This window comes from Pseudosporangium ferrugineum, from assembly GCF_003002065.1.
In the GTDB taxonomy this organism is placed as follows: domain Bacteria; phylum Actinomycetota; class Actinomycetes; order Mycobacteriales; family Micromonosporaceae; genus Actinoplanes; species Actinoplanes ferrugineus_A.
This window is the reverse complement of sequence record NZ_PVZG01000010.1, coordinates 79,894-98,730: the sequence shown is the minus strand read 5'-3', so window position 1 is coordinate 98,730 and position 18,837 is coordinate 79,894. Positions and strand designations below refer to the sequence as shown.

17 protein-coding genes are annotated in these 18,837 nt (G+C 73.5%); 15 read left to right on the top strand and 2 right to left on the bottom strand.

Annotated features, from left to right (window positions below):
• Nucleotides 1-70 precede the first annotated feature (70 nt).
• From CLV70_RS21465 to CLV70_RS21415, 11 genes are all read left to right on the top strand, one after another.
• On the top strand, nt 71-280 hold the full coding sequence (locus CLV70_RS21465; RefSeq protein ID WP_106128333.1) for a hypothetical protein: 210 nt from the start codon (nt 71-73) through the stop codon (nt 278-280).
• A gap of 104 nt (nt 281-384) precedes the next feature.
• Nucleotides 385-1,818: a replication-associated recombination protein A gene (locus CLV70_RS21460; protein WP_106128332.1), complete on the top strand. Its 1,434-nt coding sequence runs from the start codon at nt 385-387 to the stop codon at nt 1,816-1,818.
• Between the two features lie 3,905 nt (nt 1,819-5,723).
• A complete protein-coding gene (locus CLV70_RS21455) occupies nt 5,724-6,395 on the top strand; it encodes a hypothetical protein (protein WP_106128331.1) in 672 nt (223 codons plus the stop codon).
• A gap of 76 nt (nt 6,396-6,471) precedes the next feature.
• The gene (locus CLV70_RS21450) at nt 6,472-6,930 is read left to right on the top strand and encodes a DUF948 domain-containing protein (RefSeq protein WP_106128330.1); all 459 of its coding nucleotides are present in this window, start codon (nt 6,472-6,474) and stop codon (nt 6,928-6,930) included.
• Nucleotides 6,931-7,165: 235 nt separating this feature from the next.
• Nucleotides 7,166-7,465 carry a hypothetical protein gene (locus CLV70_RS21445; RefSeq protein WP_106128329.1) on the top strand — a complete coding sequence of 100 codons (300 nt, stop codon included), beginning with the start codon at nt 7,166-7,168 and terminating at the stop codon, nt 7,463-7,465.
• Nucleotides 7,465-10,149, top strand: a complete 2,685-nt coding sequence (gene alaS, locus CLV70_RS21440; protein ID WP_106128328.1) for an alanine--tRNA ligase — start codon at nt 7,465-7,467, stop codon at nt 10,147-10,149. The genes CLV70_RS21445 and alaS overlap by 1 nt, the downstream gene beginning before the upstream one ends.
• A 16-nt stretch (nt 10,150-10,165) precedes the next feature.
• On the top strand, nt 10,166-10,627 hold the full coding sequence (ruvX, locus tag CLV70_RS21435) for a Holliday junction resolvase RuvX (protein WP_106128327.1): 462 nt from the start codon (nt 10,166-10,168) through the stop codon (nt 10,625-10,627).
• The gene (gene mltG / locus CLV70_RS21430) at nt 10,624-11,811 is read left to right on the top strand and encodes an endolytic transglycosylase MltG (RefSeq protein ID WP_106128326.1); all 1,188 of its coding nucleotides are present in this window, start codon (nt 10,624-10,626) and stop codon (nt 11,809-11,811) included. Before ruvX ends, mltG begins: the two co-directional genes overlap by 4 nt.
• A 10-nt stretch (nt 11,812-11,821) precedes the next feature.
• A complete protein-coding gene (locus CLV70_RS21425; protein ID WP_106128325.1) occupies nt 11,822-12,658 on the top strand; it encodes a shikimate dehydrogenase in 837 nt (278 codons plus the stop codon).
• Nucleotides 12,659-12,735: 77 nt separating this feature from the next.
• The gene (gene aroC, locus CLV70_RS21420; protein ID WP_106128324.1) at nt 12,736-13,914 is read left to right on the top strand and encodes a chorismate synthase; all 1,179 of its coding nucleotides are present in this window, start codon (nt 12,736-12,738) and stop codon (nt 13,912-13,914) included.
• Nucleotides 13,914-14,420: a shikimate kinase gene (locus tag CLV70_RS21415; RefSeq protein WP_106128323.1), complete on the top strand. Its 507-nt coding sequence runs from the start codon at nt 13,914-13,916 to the stop codon at nt 14,418-14,420. The genes aroC and CLV70_RS21415 overlap by 1 nt, the downstream gene beginning before the upstream one ends.
• Here the strand turns inward: CLV70_RS21415 and CLV70_RS21410 are convergent.
• Nucleotides 14,407-15,108, bottom strand: coding sequence for a Clp protease N-terminal domain-containing protein (locus tag CLV70_RS21410; protein WP_106128322.1), 702 nt, complete (start codon nt 15,106-15,108; stop codon nt 14,407-14,409). The genes CLV70_RS21415 and CLV70_RS21410 overlap by 14 nt on opposite strands.
• A gap of 69 nt (nt 15,109-15,177) precedes the next feature.
• Here CLV70_RS21410 and aroB point away from each other — a divergent pair, with 69 nt between their 5' ends.
• The 4 genes from aroB (at nt 15,178) to nusB (ending at nt 17,748) form a co-directional block, all read left to right on the top strand.
• Entirely contained in the window at nt 15,178-16,254 is a 1,077-nt protein-coding gene (gene aroB, locus CLV70_RS21405; protein ID WP_106128321.1) for a 3-dehydroquinate synthase, read from the top strand.
• Nucleotides 16,251-16,682, top strand: a complete 432-nt coding sequence (gene aroQ, locus CLV70_RS21400) for a type II 3-dehydroquinate dehydratase (protein ID WP_106128320.1) — start codon at nt 16,251-16,253, stop codon at nt 16,680-16,682. Before aroB ends, aroQ begins: the two co-directional genes overlap by 4 nt.
• A gap of 74 nt (nt 16,683-16,756) precedes the next feature.
• Nucleotides 16,757-17,314: an elongation factor P gene (gene efp, locus CLV70_RS21395; RefSeq protein ID WP_106128319.1), complete on the top strand. Its 558-nt coding sequence runs from the start codon at nt 16,757-16,759 to the stop codon at nt 17,312-17,314.
• 23 nt (nt 17,315-17,337) lie between these two features.
• The gene (nusB, locus tag CLV70_RS21390) at nt 17,338-17,748 is read left to right on the top strand and encodes a transcription antitermination factor NusB (RefSeq protein WP_211303838.1); all 411 of its coding nucleotides are present in this window, start codon (nt 17,338-17,340) and stop codon (nt 17,746-17,748) included.
• 309 nt (nt 17,749-18,057) lie between these two features.
• On the opposite strand, the gene bldD is transcribed toward nusB, so the two are convergent.
• Nucleotides 18,058-18,546: a transcriptional regulator BldD gene (gene bldD, locus CLV70_RS21385; protein ID WP_071807762.1), complete on the bottom strand. Its 489-nt coding sequence runs from the start codon at nt 18,544-18,546 to the stop codon at nt 18,058-18,060.
• Nucleotides 18,547-18,837: the final 291 nt, after the last annotated feature.

The following is an 18,837-nucleotide window of genomic DNA, read 5'->3' as shown; positions in this document are numbered from 1 at the left end:
AGGGTTTGCGCGCGACCACCCCCGGGGTAACAGCTCGTGCAAGCGCTCTCACCCCCCGATGGAGGCTCCCATGCTCGCGATCGCCGCGGCCGTCGTTTTCGGTATCTACCTGCTGCTCGACCTGCTCGACGTGAAGACGACCGACCTGTTCAACTTCCCCACGTTCGCCTCGCTCGGCCTGCTGCTGCTCTCCCTGTACCTGGCGGGCGTCGGCAGCGGCCCGCGCGCCGGCAACGGCAGCGGCCGCCGGTTCTACGGCCGTCGTCCCGGCCGGGGCTGAAGCGCGGCGCTGCGTCGCCGCTCCCTGACGCCTCGTAGCGTTACCGGCCCGTCCTGAATGGTGCATTTCCGGCACCCCGGGGCGGGCCGGTACTGTCGTTCCCGATGGAATTCGACGGACTCTTCCCCCTGACCGGGCCGGGTGGCGTGGGCACCGCGGCACCGTCCGGCGCGGAGTCCGGCTTCACCCGGCCCGCCGCCGACTCACCGCTGCCCGTGCGCATGCGCCCGGCCAACCTCGACGAGCTCGTCGGCCAGCAACATCTGCTGGCCCCCGGCGCGCCCCTGCGCCAGCTCGTCACCGGCACCACCCCGATGTCGGTCATCCTGTGGGGCCCGCCCGGCACCGGCAAGACCACGATCGCGCACCTCGTCGCCGCCGCCACCGACCGCAAGTTCGTCGCCATGTCCGCGCTGACGGCCGGGGTCAAGGACGTACGGGCGGTCATCGACACGGCCCGCCGCGAACGCCGCGCCGGGGGGCCACCCACGGTCCTGTTCATCGACGAGGTGCACCGCTTCAGCAAGACCCAGCAGGACTCGCTGCTGGCCGCCGTCGAGGACCGCACGGTCACGCTGCTGGCGGCGACCACCGAGAATCCGTACTTCTCGGTCATCTCCCCGCTGCTGTCGCGCTGCGTGCTGCTCACCCTCCAGGCCCTCGACGAGGAGGACGTGCGCCGGCTCGTGCGCCGCGCGGTCACCGACGAGCGCGGCCTGGGCGGCGCGGTCACCCTGAGTGCACAGGCCGAGGAGCATCTCGTACGCCTGGCAGGCGGCGACGTCCGCAAGGCACTGACGGCGCTGGAGGCCGCGGCCGGCTCCGCCGAGGCCCAGGGCGCGACCGAGATCGACCTCGCGACCGCGGAGAAGGCGGTCGACGTCGCCGCCGTACGCTACGACCGCGACGGCGACGCCCACTACGACATCATCAGCGCGTTCATCAAGAGCATGCGCGGCTCGGACCCGGACGCGGCGCTGCACTGGCTCGCCCGGATGCTGGTGGCCGGCGAGGACCCCCGCTTCATCGCCCGCCGCCTCGTCATCTTCGCCAGCGAGGACGTGGGCATGGCCGACCCGCAGGCGCTGCTGGTGGCCACCGCCGCCGCTCAGGCCGTACAGTCGGTCGGTCTTCCGGAGGCCCAGCTCAACCTGGCGCAAGCGGTGGTCCACCTCGCGACCGCGCCCAAGTCGAACAGCGTGACCACCGCCATCTCGGCGGCGATAGCCGACGTCCGCGCGGGCCGCGGCGGCGCGGTCCCGGCGGCGCTGCGCGACGCCCACTACTCCGGATCACGTGGCCTGGGTCACGGCAAGGGCTACCGCTATCCACACGACGACCCCCGGGGAGTTGTGAGGCAGCAGTACGTGCCGGATGATCTGATCGGCGCGGACTACTACGCCCCGACCGACCACGGCGCCGAGCGTGCGGTGTCGGAGCGTCTGCCCCGGCTGCGCCGCATCGTCCGGGGCGGGCCACCCGCCGCGCCCGCGCAGCACGACGACAGCGGCCCAGCCGCCGGAGAGGACCAGCCGTGAGCAGGCGCGGTGCCGAGAGGCCCGACGACTACGACGAACGCACCGAGCAGACCGGCCGTGGGCGCCGGCTGTTCGGCCGCGGCCGTCCGGAGCCGGTCGAGCCCGAAGAGGTGCCCGGCGAGGAGACCGGCTGGCTCGACGACCTCCGCACCGCCAAGCAGGAGGGCGGCGCGATCGGCCCCGGCGCGGCCCCCGGCGAGGCCCGCACCAGCAAGAGCGGCCGCCGCGCCCCCGGCCCGGACGACCCGGGCCGCGACGACCTGTACCCGCCGCTGCCCACATCCGGCGCACCCTCCGGGACTTCTGGCATTCCGGGCGGGCCCGCTTCTCCGGTTTCCGGCGCGCCCGGCGCCCGCCCCGGCGCCGGCCCCCGGGGCGCTGCCGCTCGTCCCGGCGCCGGCGGGCCGCCCGGCCCGGGGCCATGGCCCGCCCCGGCCGCTCCACCTGCGCCCGGCGGTCCCGCGCCGGATCCCGGTCACGGGCGGCGCACCATCGACCCCGGCTCCTACGACCCCGCCTCCTACGACCGCGGTCCCTCCGGCTCGTATCCGACCACGGGCTCGACGGGTTCGCCGTCGGGTGGGTATCCCACGACCGGGTCGCGGTCCGGTGGGTATCCGGCCACTGGCTCGCCGTCGGGTGGGTATCCGACCACTGGCTCGCCGTCGGGTCAGTTCTCCGCCGTGCGGCCGGCTTCTGCGGTGCCGGCCTCCGGCAACGCCCCCGAGATTCCCGGGCGGCCCGTGTCGCCACCGGGACGGCATCAGGGCGAACCGTCCGGCCCCGGCTACCCGGAGCGGGGCGGCCGCGCGATGCCGCCGCAGCCCCGCCACGGCGGCGCGGCGGTTCCGCCGGCCGGCCCGCCCGGCGGGGGTTCGCGCCACGGAAGTCACGCCGCACCCGACGGTGTCTACGGCGCTCCCGACCGCACCGGCGGGCACGCGGCCGTCGACCGGACCGGTAGCCACGCTGTCGTCGAGCGCTCCGGTGGCCACGCCGCCGTTGATCGCGCCGGGGGTCATGCCGCCGCCGATCGCACCGGCGGCCACGCTGCTGATCGGGCCGGTGGGCACGCTGCTGATCGGGCCGGTGGGCACGCTGCCGATCGCTCCGGTGGGCACGCTGCTGGGGAGCGCAGCGGTGGGCATGCCGCCGTCGAGCGGACGGGTGGGCACGCGGCCGGCGAGCGGACCGGGGGCCATGCACGGCCCGACCATGTGGCTGGGCAGGGCGGCCCGGGGCGTACCGGTGGGCACGCCCTCCCCGACCCGGACGGCGGCGAGCCGACCGGCGGGTTCGCGCGCCGCGGCAGGCGGGCCGCACCCGGCGACGGTCCCGAGCCCGGATACCCGGCAGGCGGACCGGCCGGCCGGCACGAGGGCGGCGGCGCCGCACGTCCCAGCAGCGGCGGCCCCCGGCCCGTCTCGGCCATCCCCGGCGCGGACGGCCAGTCCTTCGGCTCCCGGAACGCACCCGTCCGGCCCGGCGGTCCCCCCACTGACCAGGGAGGCCGCCACGGCCGCCCCGACCCGAACGAGACCTCGGGACCGATCCCGACCGGCCGCGCGGCCCCCGGCGACACCACCGCCACCGGCCGTCGCCGCCGCGGTGGCCCGGACGGCGGACGCCCCGATGCCCCGGGCCCCGTACCCCCGGCGCGCGCCTCGGCGGCCGTGGTCCCACCCGTCGTACCGGGCCGCGAGGGCGCCCGCACACCCCCGCTACCCGGCCGCGCCGGCGCGATGGCCGGCAGCGCCTCGGGCGTGATCGGCACCACCGGCCAGATCGCCCAGGCCGGAGCCCGCACCCCGGGCGCCCCGCCCCGAGGCACCGGCCGCGTGCCCCGCCCCGGCCAGCCCGGCACCGCCCCGCCGCCCGGCCCCGGCGCACCGGGCCGCGCCGCTCCTGGCGCCCCGGGTCCGGGCTCTTCGGGTCCCGGCGCCCCCGGTCCGGGCTCTCCGGGTCCTGGCGTCCCGGGTCCTGGCGTCCCGGGTCCTGGCGCGCCCGGGTCCGCCGTGCCGGGCCCTTCCGCACCGGGTTCGGCCGTGCCCGGTCCCGGCGCGCCGGGCCGTGCCGCTCCCGGGCGTGCCGTTCCCGGACGCGCTGTTCCGGGCCGTGCCGCTCCCGGCACCGCCGTCCCGGGTCCTGGCGGTCCGAGCCGGTCCGAGCCCGGGGAGATGCCGCCCGGCCCGCAGCCGCCCGGGCGCGCCGCCCGCCGTGGCCGGCCAGGCCCGTCGGGAGCGGCCGCGGCGCCGGTTCGGCCCCCGGCCGGTCCGGAAGGCACCGGCCCGATTCCGCGTGGTGCGGGTGTGTCGCCGTCCGGGACTGGTCCGATTCCGCGTGGTGCGGGTGTGTCGCCGTCCGGGACTGGTCCGATTCCGCGTGGCGCCGGTGCGCCGCCGTCCGGGAGCGGTCCGATTCCGCCGGGTGCCGGTCCGCGGGGGACGGGTGCCGTTCCGCGCGGCGCTGTCGACCGCAATACGGGAGGAATTGCCCGGCCCAGGGGTGCGGGTGCCGCTCCGGCGGGTCCCGTCTCGGGTGGCCCGCGGCCCGTGTCGGGTGCGCCCGGGCCGGTCTCGGGTGCGCCCCGTCCGGTCTCGGGCGCACCCCGTCCGGTCTCGGGCCCTCCGCGCGGCCTCGACGCACCCGGCATGCCCGCCGGCCGAGGCGCCGCGGACGTGGCCCAGCCCTTCGGCGACGACCCGGCACAGCCCGGTCGCGGGGCCGCCGCCGTCCCGCCGGTGCGCGCCGCAGCCGTCGTGCAGCCCGGGCGTCCCGCCGCGCCCGACCGTCCTGTAGGTGCGCCCGACCACCCCGCAGGCGCGCCCGGTCGTGCCGCGCCCGGTCGTGCCGGCGTGCCCGACCGTCCCGGCGCGCCCGACCGTCCCGGCGCACCCGGGCGTGCCGGCGCACCCGGGCGTGCCGCTGCTACGCCCGGGCGTGCCGCTGCTGCGGCCGCTTCCGGTCGGGCGGCTGCCGCGGCTGCTCCCGTTCGTGGTGGCACCGACGTGCCCCCCGGCGGCGTGCCCCCCGACATCCCACCGAACGGGCCGCAGAGCCGGGGTGCCGCCGCAGCCCCGCCCGGACCCGCCACCGCAGCCCCGCCCGGACCCGCCACCGCAACGCCGCCGGGCCGCGCCGCGACTCCACCTGGCCGTGCCGCGACTCCGCCCGGCCGTGCCGTGACTGCGCCTGGCCGTGCCGCGGCCTCGCCCGGACGTGGCGCAGCGGCGGTGCCGCCTGGTCGTGGGGCAGAGAGTGCGCCACCCGATCGTGGGGCAGCGGGTGGCGCCCCGGCCGGCCGTGGCACCCCGCCCGGTCGTGCGGGGGCGGCGACCCCGCCCGGTCGTGCGGCGGCTGCCGCGTCGGCCGGTCGTGCGGCCGCCGCAGGCGCACCCGCGCGCGGTGACGGCGACGTGCCGGCCGGTCGGGTGCCCGGTGAGAACCCCGCGGGCCGCGGTGCCGGAGACGGACCGTCCGGCCCGATCCGCGCAGCCGCGGTAGCGTCCGCCCGAGCCGCCGCCGAAGCGCCCGGCCGCGCCGAGGTGCCCGGTCGTGCCGAGGTGCCGGGCCGTGCCGAGGTGCCCGGTCGTGCCGAGGTGCCGGGCCGGGCTGAGGTGCCGGGTCGGGCTGAGGTGCCTGGCCGGGCCCAGGTGCCCGGTCGTGCTGAGGTGCCGGGCCGTGCCGAGGTGCCGGGTCGGGCTGAGGTGCCGGGTCGGGCTGAGGTGCCGGGTCGGGCTGAGGTGCCCGGTCGAGCCGGAGTGCCTGGGCAGGCTGAGATTTCCGGCCCGGGGGGCGATGGGCGGCCGAGCGGCCAGATCCGCGCCGCCGCGTCTGCTCGGGATGCTTCCGGCGATGATGATTCCGGGCGGGGTGAGGCCGTCGGCGGGCCGTTGGGGACGCTGATGGGTGCGCGGTCCGAGTTGCGGCAGCAGCTGCGGACCAGGCGGCGGTTGCGGGTCATGACTCTGGTCACGCTGAGCGTTGTGGTGCTCGGGCTGCTGCCGCTGTTCTTCGGGATCCGGTCCACGACCCGGGATCCGGTGTTCAATTCGCTCGACGCGCTCAGTGTGCCCGCGTGGGCCGACAAGGACGTCGACGATCGGAGCAGTGGCAGCCGGTGGTGTTTCATCGACTGCCGGTTCCGGGAGCGGACCGCGCAGTCCGAGCGGCCGTTCGAGGAGACGAACCAGGCGTATTCGGCCGCGCTGCGGTCCGCCGGGTGGAAGGTGCGCGGCGGCGAGTGCACCGATCAGCCGACCACCGAGGGCAAGTACACCTGCTGGACGCGGGACGAGTTCACTCTGGACCTGTGGGTACGCCTGCCCGAGTGCGCCGTCGACGCGGTGGCGGCGCAGAACCCGGCGACCGTGCCGTCGACGGGGCCGGACGGGGTCGTGCCCACCACCGATCCGGCGAAGTGTGTCGGGTCGACCGTCAGCATCAAGGTGCAGAACGCCGTCACCGACGTACGGGGCAAGCCCGCGCCGCCCGTGGACCCGTCGCTGATCGGCGAGACGCCCGACCCCGTGCTGACGAATGATCCCTTGCTGGAGCCGACACCCTCGGCGTCGTGACGCGGACCGCGGTGACTGACGGTAGGGTCTGCACGTTGTCGCGCATAGCGGTCCGTCGGTAGAGGAGACGCGTGTAATGAACGCCGGAGAAGTCGCAGGTCTGATCGCGGCGGGCGCCTTCCTGATGCTCGTGCTGGTGCTGGCCGTGCCGATCCTGAAGCTGCGGCACACCGTGGACGCCGCCACGCAGGCGATCAACGACCTGAACGACCGGACCGGGCCGCTGCTCGGCGGGGTCACCGAGACGGTGGAGAACGTGAACACCGCGCTGGGGCAGGTCCAGGTCTCATTGGACGGTGTGAACCTGCAGCTCGCGAAGATCGACACGATGACCGAGCACGCCCAGAACGTCACGGCCAACGTCGCGAACCTGGCCACCGTGGTGTCGGCGGCGGCGGCGAACCCGCTGGTCAAGGTGGCCTCGTTCGGGTACGGGCTGCGCAAGGCGGCCGCCGCACGCCGGCACGCCGAGGACGAGCGTGAGGTGCGCGCCTCCCTGAAGCAGCGCCGCAAGGCCGCCCGCGCCGACCGCTGACGACCGCCGCCGCAAGGCGGCACCCAGCAGACGAACAGCGGCCGGCCAGGCCCCAGCGGCCGACAAGACGGCAGCCGGGAAGACGGCAGCCGGGGCCGAGGGACAGCGGCCGGGGCCGGGAAGACGGCAGCCGGAGCCGAGGGGCGGCGGCCGGGGCCGAGAAGACGGGCGGCCGGGAGAAAGACGCCGGCAGCGGCCGGAAGACACCGGAGCGGAAGAACCGGAGAGAAGACTCATGAAGCGGTTGCTCTGGCTGGGCGTGGGCCTGGCCGTCGGCGCCATCGTCGTGCGCAAGGTCACGAGGAAGGCCAACGAGTTCACCCCGTCCGGCATCGCCACGTCGCTGTCGGAATCGGCTGGCGGTCTCGTCGAGTCCCTGCGTAGCTTCGTGGAGGACGTGCGCGAGGGAATGGCCGAGCGCGAGCAGGAGATCCACGCGGCGTTCGCGGCGGGGGAGCTCTACGAGGACAAGTTCGCCGACCTGCGCGACGAGCAGGGCGGTTCACACGGGCGGCACGCCCAGGAGGGTCACTGATGAAGACGGCGGAGATCAAGCGGCGCTATCTGGCGCATTTCGAGGCCAACGGGCACACGGTCGTGCCGAGTGCCCCGCTGCCCGCTATCGACGACCCTAATCTGCTGTTCATCAACGCCGGCATGGTGCAGTTCGTCCCGTTCTTCCTGGGCCAGCGGACCCCGCCGTACCAGCGTGCGGTCAGCGTGCAGAAGTGCATCCGTACGCCGGACATCGACGAGGTCGGCAAGACCAGCCGGCACGGCACGTTCTTCCAGATGAACGGCAACTTCTCGTTCGGCGACTACTTCAAGGCGGAGGCGATCCGGCTCGCCTGGGAGCTGTCGACGAACCCCGTGGAGAAGGGCGGCTTCGGGCTGGATCCGGAGCGGATCTGGGCCACCGTCTACCTCGACGACGACGAGGCGGCCGAGATGTGGCGCACCACCGGTGTGCCGGCCGAGCGGATCGTGCGCCGGGGCAAGAAGGACAACTGGTGGCACATGGGCATCCCCGGCCCCGGGGGCACCTGTTCCGAGCTTTTCTACGACCGCGGCCCCTCGTACGGCAAGGAGGGCGGCCCGGAGGTCGACGAGGACCGGTACATGGAGTACTGGAACCTCGTCTTCATGCAGTACGAGATCACCGACGTGAAGAGCAAGGAGAACTTCACGATCGTCAGTGATCTGCCGAAGAAGAACATCGACACCGGCATGGGCCTGGAGCGGGTCGCGTCGATCCTGCAGGGCGTCGACAACCTGTACGAGATCGACGAGGTCAAGCCGATCCTGGCGCGGGCGGCGGAGCTGGCCGGCAAGGTGTACGGCGCGCACTCCGGCCACGAGGCCGGACTGTCCCACCCGGACGACGTGCGGCTCCGCGTGATCGCCGACCATGTGCGTACGGCGCTGATGCTGATCGGTGACGGGGTCACCCCCTCCAACGAGGGCCGCGGCTACGTGCTGCGCCGGATCATGCGCCGGGCGATCCGGGCGATGCGCCTCCTCGGCTGGCAGGGTGCGACCTTCCCCGAGCTGCTGCCGGTGGCGCGGGACTGCATGGCGCCGTCGTATCCGGAACTCGCGGAGGAGTTCGGCCGGATCTCCACGTACGCGTACGCGGAGGAGGAGGCGTTCCTGTCCACGCTGCGCGCGGGCACCACGATCCTCGACACGGCGATCACCGACACCAAGTCGAAGGGCGGCAGCGCGCTCCCCGGCGACAAGGCGTTCCAGCTGCACGACACGTACGGTTTCCCGATCGACCTCACCCTGGAGATCGCCGCGGAGCAGGGCCTCAGTGTCGACCAGGAGGGCTTCCGCCGGCTGATGGCGGACCAGCGGCACCGTGCCAAGGCGGACGCGGCCGCGCGCAAGACGGGTCACGCGGACCTGTCCGCGTACCGTTCGGTGCTCGATGCGGGCGGCCCGGTCGAGTTCACCGGCTACGCGGAGGTCTCCCGCGAGTCGCGGGTGCGCGCGCTGCTCGGCAGCGGCGGCACGCGCGTCGAGGCGGCCGGTGAGGGCGACTACGTCGAGCTGGTGCTCGACAGCACGCCGTTCTACGCCGAGGGCGGCGGTCAGCAGGCGGACACCGGCCTGATCAACGTCGGCGCCGGCCAGGTCGAGATCGTCGACGTGCAGCAGCCGATCCCGGGCCTGATCGTGCACAAGGCGCGGGTCCTGCGCGGCGAGGTGCGCGCGGGCGAGGCGGGCTTCGCGGAGATCGACGTGACCCGGCGCAAGGCGATCTCGCGGTCGCACACCGCGACGCACCTGATCCACCAGACGATGCGGGCGTTCCTCGGCGAGTCGGCGACCCAGGCGGGTTCGCTGAACGCGCCGGGCCGGCTGCGGTTCGACTTCAACACCCCCGGCGCGGTGTCGCCGGGCGTGCTGCACGACGTCGAGCAGCAGGTCAACGAGGTGCTGCTGCGGGACCTCGAAGTCCATGCGTTCATCACCTCGCAGGAGGAGGCGCGCCGGCTCGGCGCGATGGCCCTGTTCGGGGAGAAGTACGGCGACGAGGTCCGTGTGGTTGAAGTCGGCGACTACGCGCGTGAACTCTGCGGCGGCACGCACGTCGCCCGCTCGGGTCAGCTCGGCCTCGTGAAGATCCTGACCGAGTCGTCCATCGGCTCCGGCGTACGCCGGGTCGAGGCGCTCGTGGGCATCGACGCGTTCGGCTTCCTGGCCAAGGAGCACCTCCTCGTCACCCGCCTCGCGGAGCTGTTCCGGGTCCCCGGCGATCAGGTCGCCGACCGGGTCGAGCAGACCGTGACGGCGCTGCGCGACGCGGAGAAGGAGCTCGAGAAGATGCGGGCTCAGATGGTGCTCGGTGGGGCGGGTGCGCTTGCCGCGCAGGCCAGGGACCTGAGGGGCGTGGCGTTCGTCGGCACCGAGGCACCCGAGGGCGCGGCGACCAACGATGTGCGTACCCTTGCGCAGGAGATTCGGGGCAAGATCGACAACGGTCGTCCCGCGGTGGTCGCGGTCGCGGCCCGGTCGAACGGCAAGGCGTCACTGATCGTAGCGATCAATGCGGTCGCGAAGAACCGTGGCCTGTCCGCGGCGGATCTGGTCAAGGGTGCGCTCTCGGGGCGCGGCGGCGGCAACGCCGACCTCGCGCAGGGCGGCGGCATCCCCGCTGACCAGGTGCCGGCGCTGCTGGCGGCGGTGGAGAAGGCGGTCGGCGACGCTGCCTGAGAGAGAGGTCGGACCGATGAACGCGCTGCCGCGGGGTAGGCGGCTGGGTGTTGATGTCGGTAAGGTGCGCGTCGGGGTCGCACTCAGTGACCCCGACGGGATCCTGGCCACCCCCCTGGTCACGGTGCCCCGTGACATGGCGGCGGCGCCCGGCGCCGTCCCCGGCGACATTGCCGAGCTCGTCCGCCTGGTGGGGGAGCACGAGGCGGTGCAGATCGTGGTGGGTCTCCCGGTGCGCCTCAACGGTGCCGAAGGGGATGCCGCCATCGACATTCGTGCGTACGCTGAGCGGCTGGAACATGCGGCCGGGCAGGTTCCGGTAGTCCTCACGGACGAGAGGATGTCGACGGTGGTCGCAACCCGTAGGCTCGCCGAGCGTGGAGTCCGCGGCAAGCGGCAACGGGCGGTCGTCGACCAGGCGGCCGCGGTGGAGATCCTGCAGAGCTGGCTGGACGCACAGCGGAGGCAGATGAGATGATCGACGAGCTGGACCTGGCGTTCGATGAGCAGATCGAACGCGGCAAACCTCGCCATCGGCGGGGCGTTCGCGGCGCCAAGGGCGGCAAGGGCAAGTCCGCCGTCGCCTTCCTCATGATCTTCATCCTGCTCGGCGTCCTCGGCGTCGGCGGATACCTCGGCTACGAGAAGATCAAGGGCTTCTTCACCGCCGCCGACTACGACGGCCCCGGCACCGACGCGGTGCAGGTCGAGATCGCCAAGAACTCGAGCCTCACCGACATCGGCAACACCCTGGTGGACGCCGACGTGGTGAAGAGCACCGCGGCCTTCATCGACGCCGCGGACGCCAACCCCAAGGGCAAGAACATCCAGTCGGGCACGTACAACCTGCGCAAGCAGATGGCCGCCAAGGAGGCGGTGACGCTGCTGCTCGACCCGAAGGCGCGGGTCAGTAAGGGTGTCACGATCCCCGAGGGGAAGACGGCCAACCAGGTCTACACGATCCTGTCGAAGGCGACCGGCATCCCGGTGGCGGAGTTCAAGAACGCCGGCAAGAACCCCGAGGCGCTGGGCATCCCGGACTTCTGGTTCAACCGTACGGACGGGCAGAAGGTCACCAAGTCCGTCGAGGGCTTCCTCTTCCCGGACACGTACGAGTTCCCGCCCAAGGGCACGGCGGCCGACTACCTGCAGCTGATGGTCCAGCACTTCATGAAGGTGGCGGACGAGCTCGACTTCGTGCAGAAGGCCGAGACGGTGCGCAACATCAGCCCGTACGAGGTGCTGACGGTGGCGTCGCTGTCGCAGGCCGAGGGCGGCAACTCGGAGGACTTCGGGAAGGTGGCGCGGGTCGCCTACAACCGGCTCTACGGCGACGACTTCCACTGCCAGTGCCTCGAGTTCGACGTCGGCATCAACTACTACTACCAGCTCACCGGCCGGCCGACGAAGCCGTCCGGCAAGATGACCGACGACGAGCTGTTCGACACCAAGAACCCGTACCGGCTGCACGGCAAGGACGGCCTGACGCCGACGCCGATCAACAACCCCGGCAAGGTCGCGATGAAGGGCGCGCTCGACCCGCCGAAGGGTGACTGGCTGTACTTCGTGGCGATCGACAAGAAGGGTCACTCGGCCTTCACCGGTGACTACAACCAGCACCTGAGGAACATCAACAAGGCCAAGCAGAACGGCGTCCTCTAGGGTCGGTGGGGTGCGAACTCCCACCGGCCGCCGGGCCGCCGTCTGCGGCAAACCGATCGGGCACTCCCTGTCGCCCGTGATCCACGCCGCGGGGTTCGCCGCGGCGGGACTGTTCGACTGGTCGTATACGGCCATCGAGTGTGCCGAGGCCGAGCTGCCGCAGCTGGTGGCCGGTCTCGGCCCGGAATGGGCCGGGCTGTCGCTGACGATGCCCCTGAAGGAAACGGCCCTGACGCTGGCCGCGCAGGCGTCGCCGGTCGCGCTCGCGACCGGCGCCGCCAACACTCTGGTACGCCGTGACGACGGCACCTGGTTCGCGGACAACACCGACGTGCCCGGCATGGTCCGCGTCCTCTCCGACGCGGGCCTGACCGGCTCGCCGTCCGTCTCGGTGCTGGGCGGGGGCGGCACGGCCCGGGCGGCGCTCGCCGCGGCGTCCGCCCTCGGTGCCACCGGGGTGACCGTGGTGACCCGCCGTCCCGAGGCCCGCGCCGAGCTGGCGCCGGCCGCCGAGGCGCTGGGCCTGACGCTGACCGGCGTCGACTGGGCCGGGGCGCCGGCCGCGTTCGACGCCGACGCGGTGATCTCGACCGTCCCCAAGGGCGCGGCCGACGGCCTGGCCCCGCAGGTCACCTGGCGTCCGGGCACGGTGCTCTTCGACGCGATCTACGACCCGTGGCCGACCCCGCTCGCCTCCGCGGCGGCGTCGCACGGGGTGCGGGTCGTGTCGGGGCTCGACCTGCTGCTGGCCCAGGCGCTGGGGCAGTTCGAGCAGTTCACCGGGGTGCGCCCGGCGCCGGAGCGGGCCATGCGTGAGGCCCTCCTCGCCGCCGCCGGCGTCCGCTGAGGGCCGGGCCGGTCCGGCTGGCGGGACGGTGGTGGGCTGGCGGCGGTGTGCCACCGCCGCATGCCAGACTGTGACTCGTGTTGCGCTGGCTTACCGCAGGTGAATCCCATGGTCCGGCGCTCGTCGCCCTGATGGAGGGCGTGCCCGCCGGGGTGCGGGTGACGAGCGAGGACATCGGTCGTGATCTCGCGCGCCGGCGCCTCGGCTACGGCCGGGGTGCGCGGATGAAGTTCGAGCAGGACGAGATCGAGATCGTCGGCGGCATCCGGCACGGGCTCACGCTGGGCAGCCCGGTGGCGATCCGCGTCGGCAACTCGGAGTGGCCGAAGTGGGAGACGGTCATGGCCGCCGACCCGGTCGACCCGGACGAGCTGGCCGCGCAGGCGCGCAACGCGCCGCTGACCCGGCCCCGGCCCGGGCACGCCGACCTGGCCGGCATGCAGAAGTACGGCCACACCGACGCCCGGCCCATCCTGGAGCGGGCCAGCGCCCGGGAGACCGCCGCGCGCGTCGCCGTGGGCGTGGTGGCGAAGGCCCTGATCAAGCAGGCACTGGGCATCGACATCGTCTCGCACGTCATCGAGCTGGGGCCCGTCGCCGCGAAGGCGGGCCTGATCCCGGTGCCCGAGGATGCCGAGCGGATCGACGCCGACCCGCTGCGCTGCCTGGATCCGGAGGCGAGCGCGCGGATGGTGGCCGAGGTCGATGCGACGAAGAGGGAGGCGGACACGCTCGGCGGCATCGTGGAGGTGCTCGCTTACGGCGTACCCCCGGGTCTGGGGTCTCATGTGCAGTGGGACCGCAAGCTCGACGCCCGGCTGGCCACCGCCCTGATGTCGATCCAGTCGGTGAAGGGTGTCGAGATCGGCGACGGCTTCACCCAGGCCCGGTCCCGCGGGTCGGTCGCGCACGACGAGATCATCCCGACGCCCAACGGCGTCCGGCGGGTCACCGACCGGGCGGGCGGCCTGGAGGGCGGCATCACCAACGGCGAGAACCTGCGGGTACGCGCGGCGCTGAAGCCGATCTCGTCGCTGAACCGGGCGCTCCAGACGGTCGACGTGGTCACCGGCGAGCCGGCCACCGCGATCAACCAGCGGTCGGACGTGTGCGCGGTGCCGGCCGGCGCGGTCGTCGCCGAGGCGATGGTGGCGCTGGTGCTCGCCGAGGCCGCGACCGAGAAGTTCGGCGGCGACTCGGTGGCCGAGATCCGCCGCAACCTCGCCGGTTACCTCGACAGTCTGCCGATCCGCTGATGGCGCCCGTGGCCGTGGTCGTGGGCCCGCCCGGCGCCGGCAAGACGACCGTCGGGCAGGCCCTCGCGGCGCTGCTCGGCGTCCGGTTCGCCGACACCGACCACCTGGTCGAGGAGCGGGCGGGCAAGCCGATCCCGGAGATCTTCTTCGACGACGGCGAGGACGAGTTCCGCCGCCTGGAACGCGAGACGATCGCCGCCTCGCTCGGGTCGTTCGACGGCGTGCTCGCGCTGGGCGGCGGGGCCATCCTCGACGACGGCACCCGCGACGCGCTGGGCGCGCACACGGTGGTGTTCCTGTCGGTGGAGCTGTCCGACGCGGTCAAGCGGGTCGGTCTCGGCGCCGGGCGGCCGCTGCTGAGCGTCAACCCGCGGGCGACGCTGAAGTACCTCATGGAGCAGCGCCGCCCGCTCTACGCGGCGGTCGCCACGCACACCGTGAAGACCGACGGGCGCGACCCCGGCGACCTCGCCGCCGAGCTCGCCGGCCTGCTCAAGCCCGGCTGACCTCCAGCGCCTCGATCCGCCTGATCAGCGGGGCCAGTTCCGCGCGTACGGCGGTGAGCACCTCGGGGGCCGGGGTGCTCGCCCGCAGGTGGGCGTACCCGGCGGTGGCGGCGGCGACCGCGCGGCGGGTGGCCCGGCTGTCGGCGCCCCGGTCGGCGAGGGCGCGCCCGGCGAGCCCGTCCGGTTCGGCGGCCAGGGCGATGAGCAGGTGCTCGCAGCCCACGTAGTTGTGGCCCAGACTCGTCGCCTCGGTGACGGCGAGCTCCACGACGTTGGCCGCGGGGGTGCTGAACCGCAGCCCCTCGCCGGCGGCCCCGGCGGGCTCGGTGCCGGCCGGGACGGTGATCGTGGCCGGGTCGATGTCCATCGCGCCGAGGATCTGCAGGGCCAGGTTGCCGCCCTCGGCGAGCATCCCGTGCAGCAGGTGCGCGCTGGTCACGTTCGGTGCGCCGGTCTCCCGGGCCCGGTCGGTGGCCAGCGACAACGCCGTCACGGCACGCGCGGTGAAGTGCGGGAGGCGGGCGGCGAGCTGCTCCTGGTCCAGGTCGCCGAGGACCGTCCGGCGGATCGCCGTGACCCGGCGTACGGCCGCCTCCAGGGCCCGCTGGCAGATGGCCGAGACCGGCACGCCGGCGTCGCGGACGGCCTCGGCGAGGTCGTCGGGCAGGTACACGTTGATTTTCGGCATGGCCACATGTAACCCCGGATGGGGTTAGCTGTCTATAACCCCATGTCGGCGGCACTAGCATCGGAGCCGATGGACGACGTGACCCGAATCCCCGTGCCCGGCGAGCGGCCGTACGACGTGCTGGTCGGCGCCGGTCTGCTCGACGCGCTGCCCGGCCTGCTCGACGGCGCCGTGCGCGTCGCCGTCCTGCACGCCCCGCCGCTGAAGCAACGCGCCGAGGCGGTCGCCGACGCGCTCGAGGCGGCCGGCGTGCGCCCGCTGCCGATCGAGGTGCCCGACGCCGAGGCCGGCAAGACCGTCGAGGTGGCCGCCCGCTGCTGGGACGAGCTGGGCGCGGCCGGCTTCACCCGTACGGATGCCGTGGTGGGTGTCGGCGGGGGAGCGGTCACCGACCTCGCCGGTTTCGTCGCGGCCGGCTGGCTGCGCGGGGTGCGCTGGGTGCCGGTGTCGTCCTCGCTGCTCGGCATGGTCGACGCGGCGGTCGGCGGCAAGACCGGCATCAACACCGCCGCGGGCAAGAACCTGGTCGGCGCCTTCCACCCGCCGGCCGGCGTGCTCTGCGACCTCGGCCTGCTCGCCACGCTGCCGCACGACGACCTGGTCGCCGGGCTCGCCGAGGTGGTCAAGTGCGGCTTCATCGCCGACCCCGCGATCCTGGACCTGGTCGAGGGCGACCCGGCGGCGGCGGCCGACCCGCGCGGCGCCGTGCTGCGCGAGCTGGTCGAGCGGGCGGTCCGGGTCAAGGCGCACGTCGTCGGCACCGACCTGCGCGAGTCGGGGCTGCGCGAGATCCTCAACTACGGCCACACGCTGGGTCACGCCATCGAGAAGAACGAGCGGTACGCGTGGAGGCACGGTCACGCGGTCGCGGTCGGCCTGATCTACGCCGCCGAGCTGGGCCGTCTCACCGGCCGGCTCGACGACGCCACCGCCGGGCGGCACCGCGCCGTGCTGTCGCTGCTGGGGCTGCCGGTGGCGTACCGGGCCGACGCCTGGGACGACCTGCTGGCGGCGATGCGCGTCGACAAGAAGGCCCGCGCGGACACCCTGCGCTTCGTGGTGCTGGACGGCCTCGCCCGGCCCGGCATCCTCACCGTCTCCGACGAGTCGGTGCTGGCCCGGGCGTATGCGGCGGTCGCGTCGTGAGCCGGGTCTACGTGCTCAACGGGCCGAACCTGGGCCGGCTCGGCACCCGCCAGGTCGACGTCTACGGCGTCACCTCGTACGCCGGCCTCGTGACCCTGTGCGAGCGGACCGGCAAGGAGCTGGGCCTGGACGTGGTGGTGCGGCAGACCGACGCCGAGCACGAGATGCTCGGCTGGCTGCACGCGGCCGCCGACGAGCAGGCGCCGGTGGTGCTCAACCCGGGCGCGTGGTCGCATTACTCGTACGCGGTCCGCGACGCCTGCGCGATGCTGCGCGCGCCCCTGGTCGAGGTGCACATCTCCAACATCCACGCCCGCGAGGAGTTCCGGCACCACTCGGTGGTCTCGGCGGTCGCCACCGGGGTGATCGCCGGCCTGGGCGTCGACGGCTACCGGCTAGCCCTGCACCACGTGGCGGGACGGCATTGACCCGGTTCGCCCGCTGACCCCATACGCCGGTAAACTCCACCGGTCACCTCCACGTATCAAGAACAAGGCAGGACATGGCTTCCACCAACGACCTGAAGAACGGCCTCGTGCTCAACCTCGACGGCGAACTGTGGGCCGTGGTCGAGTTCCAGCACGTCAAGCCGGGCAAGGGTGGGGCGTTCGTGCGCACCACGCTCAAGAACGTCCTCTCCGGCAAGGTGGTGGACAAGACCTTCAACGCCGGCACCAAGGTCGACACCGCGACGGTCGACAAGCGCACCATGCAGTACCTGTACCTGGACGGTGAGGACTACGTCTTCATGGACCTGGACACCTTCGACCAGATCTCGGTGCCCGGCGGCACGGTCGGCGAGGCCGCCAACTACCTGCTGCCCGAGGCCGAGGCGACGGTCGCCACCCACGAGGGCGTCCCGCTCTACATCGAGCTGCCCACCAGCGTCTTCCTCGAGGTCACCTACACCGAGCCGGGCCTGCAGGGCGACCGCTCGACCGGCGGCACCAAGCCGGCCACCGTCGAGACCGGCGCCACCGTGCAGGTGCCGCTCTTCATCACCACCGGCGAGAAGATCAAGGTCGACACCCGCGACGGCCGTTACCTCGGCCGCAGCTGATGGCCGAGGGCCCCAAGACGCAGATGCCGGCGCGCCGCAAGGCGCGCAAGCGTGCGCTCGACGTCCTCTACGAGGCCGACCTGCGCGATCTGCCGCCGAACCAGGTGCTCGCCACCTACCTGGAGCGGATCGCCAAGCCCCACCCGGACCACCTGGACTACACGGTCGGCCTGGTCGAGGGCGTGGCCAAGCACCTCGACCGGATCGACGAGCTGATCTCCAGCTACGCCGAGGGCTGGACCCTGGAGCGCATGCCGGTCGTCGACCGCAACCTCGCCCGCATCGCCGTCTACGAGCTGCTCTACCTGCCCGAGATCGACGACCCGGTCGCGATCACCGAGGCCGTCGAGCTGGCGAAGCAGATGTCCACGGACGACAGCCCCCGCTTCCTCAACGGCATCCTCGGCCGGATCGCGGAGTTCGCCACGCGGTAGGAACGAGATCAAGGTCAAGAGCTTGATGTCGTAGCTTCGTGGGTGGTGCGGACCGCAACTCCCGTCGAGGCCGGGCCGGGGCCCAGCTGACGCCGGCCCTGGCCCTTCATTCTGCGTGAGTGGTCACCCGGAACCCCGGTGCACGGGCAGCCCGGTCACCTGCGGTCACTGTTGATCTGACTGCGGTGAGCGACCGGATGCCTCGGCGGCCGGCCCGGAAAAGGCGACGGCGGGCCCAGCAAAGGCAGCGGCGGCCCGGAAAAGGCAAAGAGGGACCCACGGGTGTGGGTCCCTCGCCGTGGAGCGGGTTCAGCTGGCGAAGAAGGCGCGGGGGTCCGCGACCAGGACGCCGGCCTCGGTCAGGCGCTCGATGAGGCCCGACGGCGAGATGTCGTACACGATCGCGAGCGCGCGCAGGTCGTCCGCGCGGATCGACAGCACGCGCCCGTTGTAGTCACCGCGCTGCTGCTGGATGGCCCGGGCGTAGCGGGCGACGTAGGCCAGGTCCTCGCCGGCCGCGTCGTACAGCTTCTCCAGGTCCAGCACGATCTTGTTGGTGGCCTCGAGCCGGACGCCGCTGCCGTCGGGCAGCAGCTCCGAGACGGGCACGCGGTAGAAGTCGGCCAGTTCGGCCAGTCGCGAGACGGTGACGGCACGGTCGCCACGCTCGTACGAACCCACCACCACGGCCTTCCACCGGCCGTTCGACTTCTCTTCCACGCCCTGCAGGGACAGCCCCTGCTGCTGGCGGATGGACCGCAGGCGGGCGCCCAGCGACTTGGCGTACTCAGACGGCATTCGGACACTCCAGTACTGTGCTGGCCCGGAGGGTTCTTCCTCCGGATCGCTACGCTGCGTGACGGTACGGAGTTTGCCAGCCCGGGTCAAGTGTCGGTTACCGATGAGTCGCCGGGCGCGGGGGAGACTTGCCCGCATTCGCCCGTCTGGTCCGTGGGTCAGCCAGGTCACCATGGTCATCGCCGCGGCCGCTGGTAACGTAGCGTCAGCCGTCGAGCCGCCCTGGCCAGGGTGCCCGCCGGCCGTACACCAGACGTCCTTTAACGACCCGTCCCGTGAGGCGGGGAAGGA

Coding starts and splice junctions, on each gene's coding strand:
- CLV70_RS21465 (WP_106128333.1), top strand. CDS start 71: ATGCTCGCGATCGCCGCGGCCGTCGTTTTCGGTATCTACCTGCTGCTC.
- CLV70_RS21460 (WP_106128332.1), top strand. CDS start 385: ATGGAATTCGACGGACTCTTCCCCCTGACCGGGCCGGGTGGCGTGGGC.
- CLV70_RS21455 (WP_106128331.1), top strand. CDS start 5,724: ATGGGTGCGCGGTCCGAGTTGCGGCAGCAGCTGCGGACCAGGCGGCGG.
- CLV70_RS21450 (WP_106128330.1), top strand. CDS start 6,472: ATGAACGCCGGAGAAGTCGCAGGTCTGATCGCGGCGGGCGCCTTCCTG.
- CLV70_RS21445 (WP_106128329.1), top strand. CDS start 7,166: ATGAAGCGGTTGCTCTGGCTGGGCGTGGGCCTGGCCGTCGGCGCCATC.
- alaS (WP_106128328.1), top strand. CDS start 7,465: ATGAAGACGGCGGAGATCAAGCGGCGCTATCTGGCGCATTTCGAGGCC.
- ruvX (WP_106128327.1), top strand. CDS start 10,166: ATGAACGCGCTGCCGCGGGGTAGGCGGCTGGGTGTTGATGTCGGTAAG.
- mltG (WP_106128326.1), top strand. CDS start 10,624: ATGATCGACGAGCTGGACCTGGCGTTCGATGAGCAGATCGAACGCGGC.
- CLV70_RS21415 (WP_106128323.1), top strand. CDS start 13,914: ATGGCGCCCGTGGCCGTGGTCGTGGGCCCGCCCGGCGCCGGCAAGACG.
- CLV70_RS21410 (WP_106128322.1), bottom strand. CDS start 15,108: ATGCCGAAAATCAACGTGTACCTGCCCGACGACCTCGCCGAGGCCGTC.
- aroB (WP_106128321.1), top strand. CDS start 15,178: ATGGACGACGTGACCCGAATCCCCGTGCCCGGCGAGCGGCCGTACGAC.
- efp (WP_106128319.1), top strand. CDS start 16,757: ATGGCTTCCACCAACGACCTGAAGAACGGCCTCGTGCTCAACCTCGAC.
- nusB (WP_211303838.1), top strand. CDS start 17,338: ATGCCGGCGCGCCGCAAGGCGCGCAAGCGTGCGCTCGACGTCCTCTAC.
- bldD (WP_071807762.1), bottom strand. CDS start 18,546: ATGCCGTCTGAGTACGCCAAGTCGCTGGGCGCCCGCCTGCGGTCCATC.